Origin of the sequence: Modestobacter altitudinis (assembly GCF_005930475.1) — a bacterium.
In the GTDB taxonomy this organism is placed as follows: domain Bacteria; phylum Actinomycetota; class Actinomycetes; order Mycobacteriales; family Geodermatophilaceae; genus Modestobacter; species Modestobacter altitudinis.
In genome coordinates, this window is record NZ_SJEW01000068.1 from 1 (window position 1) to 14,436 (window position 14,436).

At 74.5% G+C, this 14,436-nt stretch carries 14 protein-coding genes; 8 read left to right on the plus strand and 6 right to left on the minus strand.

Going from position 1 to position 14,436, the window contains the following annotated elements; genetic code table 11:
- The 4 genes from FHL79_RS25210 to FHL79_RS19980 form a co-directional block, all read left to right on the plus strand.
- Positions 1-1,128: hypothetical protein (locus FHL79_RS25210; protein ID WP_218938530.1), on the plus strand; the 1,128-nt coding region annotated here is incomplete at its 5' end.
- 107 nt (positions 1,129-1,235) lie between these two features.
- Positions 1,236-2,081 (plus strand): M15 family metallopeptidase, encoded by an 846-nt coding sequence (locus tag FHL79_RS19970; RefSeq protein WP_138760321.1) that lies wholly within the window; start codon positions 1,236-1,238, stop codon positions 2,079-2,081.
- Between the two features lie 37 nt (positions 2,082-2,118).
- The gene (gene xseA, locus FHL79_RS19975; RefSeq protein WP_138760322.1) at positions 2,119-3,342 is read left to right on the plus strand and encodes an exodeoxyribonuclease VII large subunit; all 1,224 of its coding nucleotides are present in this window, start codon (positions 2,119-2,121) and stop codon (positions 3,340-3,342) included.
- Complete coding sequence (locus tag FHL79_RS19980; protein WP_138760323.1) at positions 3,339-3,548, plus strand: exodeoxyribonuclease VII small subunit; 210 nt, start codon at positions 3,339-3,341, stop codon at positions 3,546-3,548. The genes xseA and FHL79_RS19980 overlap by 4 nt, the downstream gene beginning before the upstream one ends.
- Before the next feature lie 32 nt (positions 3,549-3,580).
- Here the strand turns inward: FHL79_RS19980 and FHL79_RS19985 are convergent, their stop codons facing one another.
- Complete coding sequence (locus FHL79_RS19985; protein WP_138760324.1) at positions 3,581-4,204, minus strand: DUF4245 domain-containing protein; 624 nt, start codon at positions 4,202-4,204, stop codon at positions 3,581-3,583.
- Between the two features lie 69 nt (positions 4,205-4,273).
- Between FHL79_RS19985 and glpX the strand changes: the two genes are divergently transcribed.
- The gene (gene glpX / locus FHL79_RS19990; protein WP_281283885.1) at positions 4,274-5,341 is read left to right on the plus strand and encodes a class II fructose-bisphosphatase; all 1,068 of its coding nucleotides are present in this window, start codon (positions 4,274-4,276) and stop codon (positions 5,339-5,341) included.
- A gap of 9 nt (positions 5,342-5,350) precedes the next feature.
- Here the strand turns inward: glpX and FHL79_RS19995 are convergent, their stop codons facing one another.
- Together FHL79_RS19995 and FHL79_RS20000 are read right to left on the minus strand one after the other, a co-directional pair.
- Entirely contained in the window at positions 5,351-6,034 is a 684-nt protein-coding gene (locus tag FHL79_RS19995) for a DUF1707 SHOCT-like domain-containing protein (protein WP_138760325.1), read from the minus strand.
- 18 nt (positions 6,035-6,052) lie between these two features.
- Positions 6,053-6,664: a hypothetical protein gene (locus tag FHL79_RS20000; RefSeq protein WP_138760326.1), complete on the minus strand. Its 612-nt coding sequence runs from the start codon at positions 6,662-6,664 to the stop codon at positions 6,053-6,055.
- A gap of 261 nt (positions 6,665-6,925) precedes the next feature.
- Between FHL79_RS20000 and FHL79_RS20005 the strand changes: the two genes are divergently transcribed.
- From FHL79_RS20005 to FHL79_RS20015, 3 genes are all read left to right on the plus strand, one after another.
- Positions 6,926-8,320 carry a class II fumarate hydratase gene (locus FHL79_RS20005; protein WP_138760327.1) on the plus strand — a complete coding sequence of 465 codons (1,395 nt, stop codon included), beginning with the start codon at positions 6,926-6,928 and terminating at the stop codon, positions 8,318-8,320.
- A 93-nt stretch (positions 8,321-8,413) separates the two neighbouring features.
- A complete protein-coding gene (locus tag FHL79_RS20010; protein ID WP_138760328.1) occupies positions 8,414-9,715 on the plus strand; it encodes a citrate synthase in 1,302 nt (433 codons plus the stop codon).
- Positions 9,716-10,133: 418 nt separating this feature from the next.
- Positions 10,134-11,804: a D-alanyl-D-alanine carboxypeptidase family protein gene (locus FHL79_RS20015; protein ID WP_138760329.1), complete on the plus strand. Its 1,671-nt coding sequence runs from the start codon at positions 10,134-10,136 to the stop codon at positions 11,802-11,804.
- Between the two features lie 12 nt (positions 11,805-11,816).
- Here the strand turns inward: FHL79_RS20015 and FHL79_RS20020 are convergent, their stop codons facing one another.
- The 3 genes from FHL79_RS20020 to FHL79_RS20030 form a co-directional block, all read right to left on the minus strand.
- A complete protein-coding gene (locus tag FHL79_RS20020; protein ID WP_138760330.1) occupies positions 11,817-12,572 on the minus strand; it encodes a hypothetical protein in 756 nt (251 codons plus the stop codon).
- Positions 12,569-12,916 carry a hypothetical protein gene (locus FHL79_RS20025; RefSeq protein WP_138760331.1) on the minus strand — a complete coding sequence of 116 codons (348 nt, stop codon included), beginning with the start codon at positions 12,914-12,916 and terminating at the stop codon, positions 12,569-12,571. Before FHL79_RS20025 ends, FHL79_RS20020 begins: the two co-directional genes overlap by 4 nt.
- A 285-nt stretch (positions 12,917-13,201) precedes the next feature.
- The gene (locus FHL79_RS20030; protein WP_138760332.1) at positions 13,202-14,329 is read right to left on the minus strand and encodes a sigma-70 family RNA polymerase sigma factor; all 1,128 of its coding nucleotides are present in this window, start codon (positions 14,327-14,329) and stop codon (positions 13,202-13,204) included.
- Positions 14,330-14,436: the final 107 nt, after the last annotated feature.

The window sequence follows — 14,436 nt, forward strand, 5'->3', positions numbered from 1 at the left end:
CCGGCAGGTCCCCCCGCGCCCCGCAGCTCGGCCTTCGACCGGGTCGACGACAGCGCGCTGGAGGACGCCGAGCTGGACGCCGGGTCCGACCCGGTGTTCGAGCAGCTGGCCGACGAGCTCGCCGACGACCTGTCGGTCGCCGACCTGCCGCTGGCCGAGTCGGACGACCTGGCGGAGGAGACCGCCGTCGTCCTGGCGCTCACCGTGGACGACGACGCGGACCTCAGCCCGGCCGAGGTCGCGGCGCTGCCCGACGACCCGGAGGCCGACGCGATCACCGCGGTGGTCGACGAGCTGGCCGGCGAGGTCGACGCCGAGATCGGGGCGGTGGCTCCGGCCGACGTCCCCGAGGAGGTGCTCGAGGACCTCAGCGCCGACACCGTGACCGAGGTCGCCGAGGACGAGGCCGCACTCGAGGAGTCCGTCGTCGAGGCCGTCCTGGAGGAGGCGGCGATCGAGGAGGCCATGGAGGAGGCAGTGGCCCTCGAGGAGGCCCTGGAGGATGCCGCCGCCGCGGAGGCAGTGGCCGACGAGCTCATCGCCGACGCCGCGGTCGGCGGTGCCCCGCCGGTCGAGGCCGTCCCCGGTGACGCCACCGACGAAGCCCCGACCGACGCAGCACCGACCGACGCAGCACCGACCGACGCAGCACCGACCGACGCAGCACCGACCGACGCAGCACCGACGGCGCACACACTGGACGACCTGACCGCCGACCAGGCACCGGAGCAGACCGAGCTGGTCGACGACGCCGACCCGGACGTCGCGGCGCTCGCGGACGCCGCCGAGGAGCTCGTCGACCTGGGCGGTCCGGAGGCCGCGGAGAGCGTCACGCCCGGCAGCGACATCACCGACAGCGCCGACAGCGACCCCCTGGTGGTGCCGGAGGCGGACGCACCGACCGACGGCACCGACGCGGGCACCGACGCCGGCACCGAGGCCGGGGCCACCAGCCCGGTCGAGGGGTACGACGCGTTCAGCATCCCGGCGTTGCGCGGCCGGCTGCGGAGCTACCCCATCGAGACCGTCGCCGACCTGCTCGACTACGAGCGGGCCACCCAGGCCCGGGCGCCGTACGTGACCCTGCTGCAGAACCGGCTGGAGAAGCTCAGCGCCGACCGCGGCTGACCCACGACGGGCCGAGCGGGTCCGGTTGGCCGCCGGGAGCCGGGCGTGGTGCCAGGATCCTCAGCGGTCCGGGGATCCGCCCGGCGCAGCGAGCACCGGGGAGACGGGTGGCCAGCAGCAGTCAGGGCGCAGGACACCGGGCGGCACGCCGCCGCGGGTCCGGAGCCCGCCGCGTCGTCGTCGCACTGGTGCTGCTGGCGGTCGTGGCCGCCGTCGTCGGGCTCGTCCGCGAGGCCCGGTCCTCCGGTCCCCCGCCGACCGTCGCCGCCGCCGTGCCGTCGTCGAACTCGGTCGCACCGTCCAGCAGCGCACCCCCGACCACGTCGACCCCCGCCCCGCCGACCACACCGCCGGCCGAGCCGACCTTCGACCGGGCCCAGCAGTCCATCGACGACCCGAACAGCCCGTGGGTGGTCGTGGACAAGGCGCGCCCGCTGGCCCCCCTGGACCACGCGCCGGCCGACCTGGTCGACATCGGCGGCCGCCAGCTGCGGGCCGAGGCCGCCCAGGCGATGCGCGACATGATCGCCGCCGCGGCCGCGCAGGGCCTGACCATCAGCGTGCTGAGCGCATACCGCTCCTACGACTACCAGGTGGACACCTTCCGCAACCAGGTCGCCCGGTTCGGCGAGGAGCGGGCCGAGATCCAGGTCGCCCGGCCCGGCTACAGCGAGCACCAGACCGGGCTGGCCGCCGACGTCGGCGGCGGCGGCTGCGACATCGAGAGCTGCTTCGCCACCACCGCCGAGGGCCAGTGGGTCGCCGCCCACGGCGCCGAGTTCGGCTACGTCGTCCGCTACCCCGACGGCGCCCAGGACGTCACCGGCTACAAGTACGAGCCGTGGCACGTGCGCTACGTGGGCGTCCCGCTGGCGACCGAGCTGCAGCGCACCGGGACACGCACGCTCGAGGAGTTCTTCGGGTTGCCGGCGGCGCCGGGCTACCCCGGCTGACGGCGGGCGGCCCGGGCCGCAGTGGCACCCTCGTGCCGTGACCAGCCCCTCCTCGCCCGAGTCCCCGTGGCCGGTGCGGACTGTCGCCCGCAAGGTCGCCGAGTGGATCGGCCGGCTCGGTGAGGTGTGGGTCGAGGGCCAGGTCGCGCAGCTGTCCCGGCGGGGCAACGCGGCCACCGTCTTCCTCACCCTGCGCGACCCGGCCGCCGACCTCTCGATCCCGGTGACCTGCCCCCGCGACGTCGCCGACCGGCCGGGTCTGGAGCTCACCGAGGGCGCCCGGGTCGTCGTCCGGGCGCGGCCGGACTACTACGTCGCCCGCGGCTCCTTCTCGCTGCGCGCCACCGAGATCCGTGCCGTCGGGCTGGGCGAGCTGCTCGCCCGGATCGAGCGGATCCGGCGGCTGCTGGCGGCCGAGGGGTTGTTCGACGCGGCGCGCAAGCGGCCGCTGCCGTTCGCGCCTGCCGTGGTCGGGGTGATCACCGGCCGGGACAGCGCGGCCGAGCGCGACGTGCTGGTCACCGCCCGCCGCCGCTGGCCCGCGGTGCGCTTCGCGGTGCACAACTGCGCCGTCCAGGGGCCGACGGCGGCCGAATCGGTGATCGCCGGGCTCCGGAAGCTGGACGCTGACCCCACCGTCGAGGTGATCGTGATCGCCCGCGGCGGCGGCTCGGTCGAGGACCTGCTGCCGTTCTCCGACGAGGGGCTGGTCCGCGCGATCGCGGCCACCCGCACCCCGGTGGTCACCGCCGTGGGCCACGAGACCGACACCACGCTGGTCGACCACGTCGCCGACGTCCGGGCGGCGACCCCCACCGACGCCGCCCACCGCGTCGTCCCCGAGATCGGTGAGCAGCGGCGGCTGGTCGACGGGTTGCGCGCCCGCGCGCGGCACCTGCTCGGCGCCCGCCTGGAGCAGCAGGAGCGCTGGCTGGAGTCGGTGCGCAGCCGTCCGGTGCTGGCCGACCCCCAGCGGCTGCTGACCGGCCGCGCCGACGACGTCGCCATGCTGCGCGGCCGGGCGACCCGCACGCTGACCCACCGCGTCGAAGGGGCCGAGCGGGACCTCCTACACGCCCGCGCGCAGGTGTCCGCGCTGTCGCCCCAGGCCACCCTGGACCGCGGCTACGCCGTGGTGCAGCGCGCCGACGGGGCACTGGTGCGCGACCCGGCCGAGGTGGCCGACGACGAGCGGCTGCAGGTGCGGGTCGCCGGCGGTCGGCTGCCGGTGCGGGTGGACAGGCAGGATGGGACACCGTGACGACGCCCGAACCCACCCAGACCTACGAGCAGGCCCGCGAGGAGCTCGCCGACGTCGTTCGGAAGCTGGAGGCCGGCGGGCTGACGCTGGAGGAGTCGCTGACCCTCTGGGAGCGGGGCGAGCAGCTGGCCGAGACCTGCCAGCACTGGCTGGACCGCGCCCGCGAGCGCCTGGCCGCCGCCGCCCCCACCGACGCCCAGGCCTGACCCCCGAGGGGCCGTGGTGGCCAACATGGCCCTCAGGGTGCGTAGGGCTCGAGGGAGCCGGCGAGGGTCTCCAGCTCGTCGTCGGACGCCGAGCCGGTGACCACCAGCGTCGCCGTCCCCTCGGTGCGGGTCAGCGCCGTCTCCCCGCGCTGGGTGGTCACGCGCTGCCAGGTGTCCCCGCCGACCTGCTCGGTGCCGTCCTCGGTCGCGTCCTCCAGGACGTCGGTGAGCGCGGTCGTGTCCGGGTCGTCGCTGACCACGTACTGCGCGAACTCCTCGGCCGGGGTGAGCCAGCCGATCTGCAGGCTCACCGGGTCCCCGGGCGACGCCTGCCCGGCGTCGGTGCGGACGCTGGTGGGCCGCCAGTCGTCGGACAGGCCACGGGGCACCAGCAGCTGGTAGCCGGCCAGCTGGGACACCGCCCGCTCGGCGCTCGAGGTGTCCACCTCGCGCACGGGGTCGTCCGGGTTCTGCCGGATCGCGGTGACCCCGACGACGAGCAGGCAACCGAGCACCAGCGGCAGCAGCGACCGGATCATGTTGGCGGCGGTGAAGCGCTGCAGCCGCTCGACGGCGGGCGGCGCGGGGACCTCGGTCGGGTCGGCCTGCGGGGGGACGGGACCGCCGGGCTGACCCGGCTGGCCGGTTTCAGGCATGCCCCTAGGATCGCAGCACTGCTCCCCCACCCCGCCGACAGCGTCGTCCGGCGGTCGTCAGGAGGTCCTGTGTCCCTGCCCCTGCCCGACGGACCACTGCCCGGCGGCACGGCCGCCCGGCCCAGCACCGGCGGTCGGGGCGACCGCCCCCCGCCGGACCGCAACCTGGCCATGGAGCTGGTGCGGGTCACCGAGGCCGCGGCCATGGCCGCCGGCCGCTGGGTCGGCCGCGGCGACAAGAACGGTGGGGACGGCGCCGCGGTCGACGCGATGCGCGCGCTGATCGGCACCGTGAGCATGCGCGGCGTCGTGGTCATCGGGGAGGGCGAGAAGGACGAGGCCCCGATGCTCTACAACGGCGAGGAGGTCGGCGACGGCACCGGCGGTCACTACGACGTCGCCGTGGACCCGATCGACGGCACCACGCTGATGGCCAAGGGCATGCCCAACGCCGTCGCCGTGATGGCGGTGGCCGACCGCGGGGCCATGTACGACCCCTCGGCCGTCTTCTACATGGACAAGATCGCCACCGGGCCGATCGCTGCCGACGTCATCGACATCACCGCACCCGTCGCCGAGAACATCCGCCGGGTGGCCAAGGCCAAGCGGGCGTCGGCCGCCGACGTGACCGTCTGCATCCTGGACCGCCCCCGGCACGAGACGCTGGTCCAGGAGGTGCGGGAGTCCGGCGCCCGGATCAAGTTCATCACCGACGGCGACGTCGCCGGGGCGATCGCCGCGGCCCGCGAGGGCACCGGCGTCGACCTGCTGATGGGGATCGGCGGCACCCCGGAGGGGATCATCACCGCCTGCGCCCTCAAGTGCATGGGCGGGGCGCTGCAGGGGCGGCTCTGGCCCAAGGACGACGCCGAGCGGCAGAAGGCGCTGGACGCCGGGCACGACCTGGACCGGGTGCTCGCCATCGACGACCTGGTGCGCGGGGACGTCTTCTTCGTGGCCACCGGGATCACCGACGGCGAGCTGCTGCGCGGCGTGCAGTACCGCGCCGGCGGCTGCACCACGCAGTCGCTGGTCATGCGCTCGCGGTCGGGCACCATCCGGTCGATCGACAGCCTGCACTCGCTGGAGAAGCTCAGCTCGTACTCCGCCGTCCCGTTCGGCGACGGCGAGGGCTGAGCCGGCGCGCTAGGGCCGCGCCGGCGGGGGCGGCAGCGGCGGACGGCGGTCGGCCAGCCGGTCCAGCACGGACCGCCACCGGCTGGACGACTCCCCGGGAGCGAGACTCCGCAGCTTGCGGTCACCGAAGACCGACCAGCCGGTGACCACGACCCGCGGCGTGCCCGCCAGCCGGGGCACCGGGGCCAGCTGGGTCTTCCGGTCGCCGAACACCGTCCAGCCGTTGATCTCGGCGGCGACACCCTCGCTGACGATCACCTGCACGTCCCCGAAGACCGTGCAGAGCCGCAGCTCGACGGCGTCGTCGGCGGTGCGCAGTCCCCGCAGGTCGATCGTCACGTCACCGAAGACGGTGCTGACCTGCCTCGGGACGGCGGTCGAGACCGTCAGCTTCACATCCCCCATGACGCTGAACACGGGCTCGGGCGACATCCGCTCACCGACGACCTCGCCGACCGCCGGCACCGCGGACGCCGGCGCCGGCAGGTCGGCGAGCAGCGCCTCGAGCTCCGCCTTGGTCACCGCGGCATGGGCCGCCGCGGCCCGCTGGCTGAACTCGTCGAGGTCGATCCGCCCCTCACCGACCGCGGTCTGCAGCCGCGTGACGGTGGCGTCCCGATCGGCGTCGCCGGCGCGCAGGGCAGGCGCGGGCGCCCCCCGGGGATCCTGACCAGCCACCGGCTCCTGGGTCATGCGGCGACCCTAGCGACGTCAGTCGGTGTCGGAGTAGACGTCGACGCAGTAGGCCCACGCCCCGCCTCCGCGACGACCGGCGCAGGTGTCGCCGTACTCCTCGTAGGCGGAGTCGATGTCGGAGCGGTCGTAGAGGTCGTCGCAGGAGGACATGTCCCCGTCGTGGCAGGCGCGGGCGAGCTGGTCGAACACCGGGTCGTCCCCGAGGCCGGTGGGCTCGCGGGTCGCGACCGGCGCCGGCACCGTCGAGTCCGGGATCACCCTCCCCGCCGCGACGAACACCGCGACGACCAGGGCCAGCAGCGCCAGCCCGCCGATCACGAGCCCGATGACCAGCTTCCGACGACCCGGTGGCCGGCCACCGGTGTAGGGCCCGTACGGCCCGTACGGCGGCCCGCCGTAGCCGTACTGCGGCTGCCCGTACGGCGGCTGCCCGTACTGGGGCTGCCCGTACTGCGGCTGCCCGTACTGCGGCTGCCCGTACTGGGGAGCGCCGTACGGCGGCTGCCCGTACTGCGGAGCGCCGTAGGGCGTCCAGTACTGCGGCTGCCGGTACGGCGGCGCAGGCTGCGGCTGCTGCTCCGGCGTCGTCCCCCACGGGGACGGGTCGCCGGACGGCGGTCGGGTCATCGGTGCTCCTCGGCGGGATGCGGCGGTCAGTCCAGGTCGGGGCAGAGGCAGCCCACGGCGTACCACTGCTGTTGGCCGGGGCCGTGCTCGGACATGCGGTCCCTCCGTCTGCGGCGTTGTCGCCGCTCCACCATGACGGGACCATGGCCTCGCCGGGTCGTCGCTCACCCGGCTGGGTGAGTCGGCGTCCGGGGGCTGTCTAGGGTCGTTGCAGCACCACCCACCACTTCAGCAGCCGACCACAGGACCTGGGAGCGCAGCGTGGCCACCGAGGACGACTTCCGCATCGAGCACGACTCCATGGGTGAGGTGCGCGTCCCCTCATGGGCGAAGTGGCGCGCGCAGACCCAGCGAGCCGTCGAGAACTTCCCCATCTCCGGCACCCCGATCGAGCGCGAGCTGATCGGCGCGCTGGCCGCGATCAAGGGCGCCGCGGCCGGCGTCAACGCCTCGCTCGGCGTCCTCCCCGAGGACGTGGCCGGCGCCGTGACCGAGGCCGCCGCCGCGGTCGCCCGGGGCGAGTGGGACGAGCACTTCCCGATCGACGTCTTCCAGACCGGGTCCGGGACGTCGAGCAACATGAACACCAACGAGGTCATCGCCACCCTGGCCACCGAGTCGCTGGGCTCGCCGGTGCACCCCAACGACCACGTCAACGCCTCCCAGTCGTCCAACGACGTCTTCCCCTCGGCGATCCACGTGGCTGCCACCGGCGCGATCGTCCGCGACCTGGTGCCGGCGCTGGAGCACCTGGCGGCCTCCCTCGAGCGCAAGGCCGAGGAGTTCGCCACCGTCGTCAAGAGCGGGCGCACCCACCTGATGGACGCCACGCCGGTCACCCTGGGCCAGGAGTTCGGCGGCTATGCCGCGGCGGTCCGCTACGGCATCGAGCGGCTGCAGGCCTCCCTCCCCCGCATCGGTGAGCTGCCGCTGGGCGGCACCGCCGTGGGCACGGGCATCAACACCCCGCCCGGTTTCGCCGCCGCGATCATCGAGCGGCTGGCCGGGGAGCTGGGGCTGCCCTTGTCGGAGGCGCGCAACCACTTCGAGGCGCAGAGCTCGCGCGACGCCCTGGTCGAGGGCTCGGGTCAGCTGAAGACGATCGCCGTCGGGCTGATCAAGATCGTCAACGACCTGCGGTGGATGGGCTCGGGCCCGCGCACCGGCCTGGGCGAGATCGCTCTGCCCGACCTCCAGCCGGGCAGCTCGATCATGCCCGGCAAGGTGAACCCGGTGATCCCCGAGGCGGTCATCCAGGTGGGCGCCCAGGTGATCGGCAACGACGCCGCGATCACCTACGCCGGCACCACCGGCGTCTTCGAGCTCAACGTCACCCTGCCGCTGATGGCCCGCAACCTGCTGGAGTCGATCCGGTTGCTGGCCAACGTCAGCCGGATCCTGGCCGACCGCTGCGTCGACGGCATCACCGCCGACGTCGAGCAGTGCCGCACCTACGCCGAGTCCTCGCCCTCGATCGTCACGCCGCTGAACAAGTACATCGGCTACGAGGAGGCGGCGATCGTGGCCAAGCAGTCGCTCAAGGAGCAGAAGACGATCCGCCAGGTCGTGGTGGAGCGCGGGTACGTGGAGGCGGGCAAGCTCACCGAGGAGCAGCTGGACGCCGCCCTCGACGTGCTGTCGATGACGCACCCCTGACGCCGGCCGTGCCGGGTCGCGGCCCTCGCCTTTTCCACCCGATGGCGGGGGCCGTGTCGCGGCGGCCGGAGAACTGAGTAGCGTCCTGAGCTGATGAGCGAGACAGCGAGCACCCCAGACGTAGCCCTGCGCTGGACCGGCGGCGAACTCCCCCTGCCGGTCGTCCCCTCCACCGAGGGGTCCGAGGGCATCGACACCAGCAAGCTGCTGGCCACCACCGGCCAGGTCGCGTTGGACATCGGGTTCGTCAACACCGCGTCCTGCACCTCGGCGATCACCTACATCGACGGCGACCAGGGCATCCTGCGGTACCGCGGGTACCCCATCGACCAGCTCGCCGGCCAGGCCAGCTTCCTCGAGGTCTCGTACCTGCTGATCCATGGTGAGCTGCCGACCGCCGACCAGCTCGCCGAGTTCGACCAGGGCATCCGCCGGCACACCCTGCTGCACGAGGACCTGAAGCAGTTCTTCAAGGGCTTCCCCAGCGATGCGCACCCGATGCCGGTGCTCTCCTCCGCGGTCAGCGCCCTGTCGACCTTCTACCAGGACTCGCTGGACCCCTTCGACGAGCGCCAGGTGGAGATCTCCACGCTGCGGCTGCTGGCCAAGCTGCCGACGATCGCGGCCTACGCCTACAAGAAGTCGGTCGGTCAGCCGTTCCTCTACCCGGACAACTCGCTCGGCCTGGTGGAGAACTTCCTGCGGATGACCTTCGGCTTCCCGGCCGAGCCCTACGAGGCCGACCCGGAGCTGGTCAAGGCGCTGGACATGCTGTTCGTCCTGCACGCCGACCACGAGCAGAACTGCTCGACCTCCACGGTGCGGCTGGTCGGGTCCTCGCACGCCAACCTCTTCGCGTCGGTCTCGGCCGGCATCAACGCGCTCTTCGGCCCGCTGCACGGCGGGGCGAACCAGTCGGTGCTGGAGATGCTCGAGGCGATCAAGCGCGACGGCGGCGACATCGGCCGCTTCGTGGACCGGGTGAAGAACAAGGAGCCCGGCGTCAAGCTCATGGGCTTCGGGCACCGGGTCTACAAGAACTACGACCCGCGGGCCCAGCTGGTCAAGGCGACCGCCGACACCGTGCTGGGCAAGCTCGGCGGCAACAACGAGCTGCTCGACCTGGCCCGGCAGCTGGAGGAGATCGCGCTCTCCGACGACTACTTCATCCAGCGCAAGCTCTACCCGAACGTCGACTTCTACACCGGGCTCATCTACCGGGCGATGGGCTTCCCGGTGAAGATGTTCACGGTGCTCTTCGCGCTCGGCCGGCTCCCCGGCTGGATCGCCCAGTGGCGCGAGATGATCGAGGACCCGGCGACGAAGATCGGCCGTCCGCGGCAGGTCTACACCGGTGAGACCGAGCGCCCGTTCGTGCCGATCACCCAGCGGTAGCAGCAGCACCTCCGAGGCCCCGCCGTCCGTCTGGACGGCGGGGCCTCGTCGTCTCTCGCTCCCGCACCCCCGATGGGGTGAGGGGCACCCCCCGAACCGGTGAGGGAGCTACGCCCACCCCCCGGGCCCGTCGATGTGATCAGGACACCGGACGCCACCAGGCGTCCGGGCCGATCCGTCGCACGAGCAGGGAGGGGGCCCGGTGTCCGCACCCCGCGCACGAGCAGCTGCGCCGCGGACCCGCGTCCCGGCCGGCCGGGCACCCGTCCGACGGACGGCCTCTCCCCCTCGTCCCAGCGCATCCCGTCCCGGCCCGGCCGCGCGACCAGGGACCGCTCGTCGTCGTCCCGCTCCCCGGACGACGGGCTCCGCTCCGCGGTCCCGCGCGCCGGGCGCCGTCCGCGCGTGGTGGCGTCGGATGGCGGTGCTCGCCGGGTCGACGCTCGGGATCGTCACCGTGCTCGCTGCGCTCGCCCAACCGCCGACCGAGGCCGGGCAGGTCCCGGGGCGCGCCGACGCCGTCGGACAGGCGCAGCTGACCGCGACGACCCTCGCCGAGGCGACCAGCCGTTACCGGTCGGCGCTGGCCGAGGCCACCGCCTTCGAGACCCAGGCACAGCTGGCCCGCGATGCCGGTGCCACCGCGCTGGCCGCGGTCGCCACCGACCGCGCCGCCGTCGGCGAGTACGCCGCGACCGCCTACCGGCGCAGCGCCGAGGAGCGCTGGCCGCTCAGCCGGCTCAGCCTGACCGCCCCCGACGCCACCACCGAGGTGCTGCACGGCCAGGGCCTCGCCGACCGCCTGTCCGACGAGCAGGACACCCAGGTGGCCCGCGCCGCGACCGCTGCGGTGCACGCCGCCAGCTACACCGACACCGCCCAGGCCGCCGAGGCCGCGGCCGCCGCCGCCCGGCGCACGGCCGACGACGTGCTCGTCGCGATGCGCGACCTGGTGTCCACCCTCGATCCGTCCGTCAGCGCCCGGTGGGCGGGGCTGGGCACCAGTCCCACGTCCACGGCGCAGCAGGAGCGCAACGCTGCTGCCCTGACCGAGTGGCAGCACTACCTGGGCCAGCTCGCCGCCGGCGGGATCACCCCGCCACCGGCCGCCACCCTGACCGATCCCACCGACCTGCCCAGCGGGCTGGCCCCGCTGCGGGACGCATCGGGAGCGACGGTCGCCGGGGTCGCCTCGACCTTCGTCGGGGGACGCACGCTGACCGTGCTCCCCGCCGAGACCGTCGCCGCGGTCAGCGCCGCCTTCTCCCAGCTCGGCAAGCCGTACCTGGCCGACCAGAGCGGTCCCGACGGGTACGGCTGCGGCGGCCTCACCTCGACCGCATGGACCACGGCCGGCGTCGGGCTGACCAGCGACCTGGACGGGCAGTGGGCATCGGGCACCCCGGTGCCGGTCGGCCAGCTGCAGGTCGGCGACCTGGTGTTCAGCACCGACCCGCGCAGCGGCCTGGACGACGTCGGCCTCTACCTCGGCGGCACCAGCGTGCTGTCCGCCTCCGCCGACCAGTGGCAGGTGGCGGTCCGGACCGTGACCGACCTGAGCACCGCCGTCCGGGTCACCGTCCCGGCGACGACGCCCGCCGACCCGCCGGTCACCGGCCCGGACCCGGCGACCTGCAGCGCCCCGCTGCCCTCCCCCGGCTCGGCCGGCGGCCCGGTCGACGGCGCCTGGGGCGGCTGGTCCAACGGCCAGGTCCCGGCCGACCAGCTGTGCTCCCTCGGCGGCGGTCACCGGCTGCGCTGCGACGCGGCCGCTGCCTACAACGCGATGTCGGCGGCCTACGCGGCGACCTTCGGCGGCCCGCTGTGCATCACCGACTCCTACCGGTCGCTGGGCGCCCAGGTCGACGCCCACCACCGCAAGCCGGCGATCACCGCGGTGCCCGGCACCTCCAACCACGGCTGGGGTCTGGCGGTCGACCTGTGCGGCGGGATCAACGTGTTCGGGACGGCCCAGACGGCGTGGATGCAGGTCAACGCGGCGCACTACGGCTGGGTGCACCCGGACTGGGCGCAGGCCGACGGGCAGAACCCGGAACCGTGGCACTGGGAGTACGGCAGCCTCACCTGAGGCCGCAGGCGCTCACGCCCAGCCGAGGTCGATCAGTTCCCGCCACGGGATCGTCGCGCTCGCGTCGGCGGCCTCGGCCACCAGCCGGCGGGCGACCGGCGCGTCCGCGCAGGCGACCGGCCGGCGTGGGGTGACCACCACGTGCGGGTCGCGCAGCCGCACCCCGCGGTCGGCCATCCCGGCCAGCACCCCTTCCGGGCGCACCAGCACGGCGGTGTCGAGGCCGGGCTGCGCGGAGGTCCACAACCCGACGGGGCCGACCATCCGCAGCTGCCCCTCGACCCCGGCCGCGCGGCCGAGGGCCTGGGACCGGATCTGGTGCACCGCCGGCAGGGTGGCCGTGCGGGAAGGGCGCCAGGGCACCAGGAGCTCGGCCCGGAGCAGGACCACCCGCCAGCCCAGCGTGGTCTGCCGGGCATCGGTCCAGTCGAGCACGGCCATCCCGCCGGCGGCGGCGAGCCGGTCGGGCACCGGCCGCCGGGCGATCCAGGCCGCCAGGGCGACGGTCACCCCCTCGGGGGTGGCGGCCACCCGGGCGCGGGTCATCTCCACGGCGAGCTCGCCGAGCAGCACCCGGGTGCTGCGGCCGGCCTCCTCGAGCACGAGCACCGGCCCGCGGACGCCGTCCAGCACGTCCAGCTGCAGCAGCGGGTCGAGCCCGGTGGCGGTGAGCCGGGGAACGGCGGTGCGGATGTCGGAGGCCCGCACCTCCGACCGGTCCAGTCGTCGGAAGAGCCCGGCGGGGGCGCCGAACAGTGCACCCGTCACGCGCTGCGTCCGCCGGTCAGTGCCTCCCGGGCGGCGAGCGCCAGGTCCGGGAGGGAGAGCACGCTCGCCAGCTCGACCGCCGACAGCCGGACCGGGACGACGTCCTCGCCCCAGCCGGTGGCCCGGCGGACCCGCGCGGTCGGCGCCGGCCAGACGACCTCGCGGGCCGCGGCGACGTGCAGTTCGGTGAGCACCTCGGCCAGGTGGACGGCAGCGACCGGGTGCACCGGGCCGCCGGCCAGCGCGTCGGTGACGGCCCGCTCCAGCTCACGGCGGTCAGCCGCGCTGAGCCAGTGCGGCACCAGGACGGCGTGGGCCGGGTCGGACAACGGCGGGAGGCTCATGCCCGGACCGCCCAGCGGAGGGCGGCCGGCACCGTCGGCGTCCGCGGCGGGGCCGGGGCGGCCGCCACCGGGCGGCTCCCCGCGGGGCGGCGAGGACTCTCCGGTGCGGTCACGAGTCGTACATCGGCAGGGAGGAGACCTGGTGGACCCAGCTCCGGCAGCTTTTCCCCGCCGTACGGCCCCCGGACAGCACGATGGCCCGCCGTCGTCCCCGGTTGCGCGGGGACCACGACGGGCCAGGTGACGTGCTGGAACGGCCGCCTTCGGGGGGAGGGTGGTCCTCTCTCAGCCGTGCTCGGCGAGCCGCTCCTTGAGGGCGCGCTCGGCGCGGTCGGCGTGCACGTTCATGTTCCGCACCGAGGTGTTCAGGTCCGCCGACAGCTGGGTCTTGGTCTGCCCACCCCAGGTGGTCAGGTACCAGGTGGCCCAGCCCAGCACGTTCGGTTGTGCGGCCCGTTGGTCGCGGCGCGCGGTCGGGTCGGGGGCGCAGGCTGCGGTCAGGGCGTGCGAGAGCAGGGTCTGCTCCGCCTCTCCCATGATCTCGTCGGGGACCTCGGCGCTGTCCGGGACGACGAACTCCACCGCGTCCGCACCACCGTCCAGAGACTGCAGGTTGCGCAGGCCGTTCAGCGTGGCGACGGTCTGGGAGTTGCGGCGCAGCGTGGCGACGCTCTGCCCCATGTAGGCGGCGAGCTCCTTCTCGCTGGGCCGGCGCTGGTGCTCGGCGGTGAAGGACGCGACCGCCTTCTGCTGCTTGTTCTCGGTGTCGGCGGCGGTCCGGCCGTAGGCGTTGCGCCCCAGGTCGTGCACCCACTTGGACAGCTGGGTGGCCAGGTAGGCCCCGAAGGGCACCGACTTGGTCTCGTCGTAGGTGGAGACGGCCTTGAGCACCCACTCCGCGACCTGCTGGTCGATGTCGTCGTTGTCCGGCAGGTGCAGCCGGATCGTCGACATGTTCCGCTGCAGGCGCTTGAGGCTCACCCGGCAGTAGTGCCGGCACAGGTCGGACAGGAAGGCCGGGGGCAGGTCCCGCGGTGCACGGCGACGGACGCCGGTCTCCGGCCGGAGCCCGACCGTGCCGTACCCGCCGGCGGCGCACCAGCTGCGGACCAGCGCGGCCAGGGGCTCCGCGGAGCCGGGCTCGCCGTCGACGCGGTACAGCCCGTCGCCCTCGTCGTAGGTGACCGTGACCCCGGCCGGCAGGGCCGCGCGGAACTCGGCCAGCGGCAGCTCCCGGTCGGTGCGGAAGTGCACCCGGTCGCGGGGGGTGATGGGTGCGAGCGCCCAGCCCTCGGCCTCGAGCAGACCGCCGAAGACCAGCGGCTCGCGGTTGCGGCGTTCCTCGGCGGCGGCCTGGGCGGCGGTCCGCCCGGTCGTCTCGGTGGGCTGTGCGACGGCGATGTTCTCGGACACCGGTCCTCCTGAGGGGAAGTGCAGGCGGGAAGGGTGGGTACGGACCGGCGGCGCGAGGCAGTGCCCGGGCCGGCCGGGTGGAGCAGCGGCCTGGCGGCCGGCGGACT

Bases quoted from the DNA above. Each gene is read 5' to 3' on its own strand.
- FHL79_RS20000 (WP_138760326.1), bottom strand. From the start codon at position 6,664: ATGACCCGACCGCCGTCCGGCGACCCGTCCCCGTGGGGGACGACGCCG.
- FHL79_RS20010 (WP_138760328.1), top strand. From the start codon at position 8,414: ATGAGCGAGACAGCGAGCACCCCAGACGTAGCCCTGCGCTGGACCGGC.
- FHL79_RS20025 (WP_138760331.1), bottom strand. From the start codon at position 12,916: ATGAGCCTCCCGCCGTTGTCCGACCCGGCCCACGCCGTCCTGGTGCCG.
- FHL79_RS19985 (WP_138760324.1), bottom strand. From the start codon at position 4,204: ATGCCTGAAACCGGCCAGCCGGGTCAGCCCGGCGGTCCCGTCCCCCCG.
- FHL79_RS19995 (WP_138760325.1), bottom strand. From the start codon at position 6,034: ATGACCCAGGAGCCGGTGGCTGGTCAGGATCCCCGGGGGGCGCCCGCG.
- FHL79_RS20015 (WP_138760329.1), top strand. From the start codon at position 10,134: ATGGCGGTGCTCGCCGGGTCGACGCTCGGGATCGTCACCGTGCTCGCT.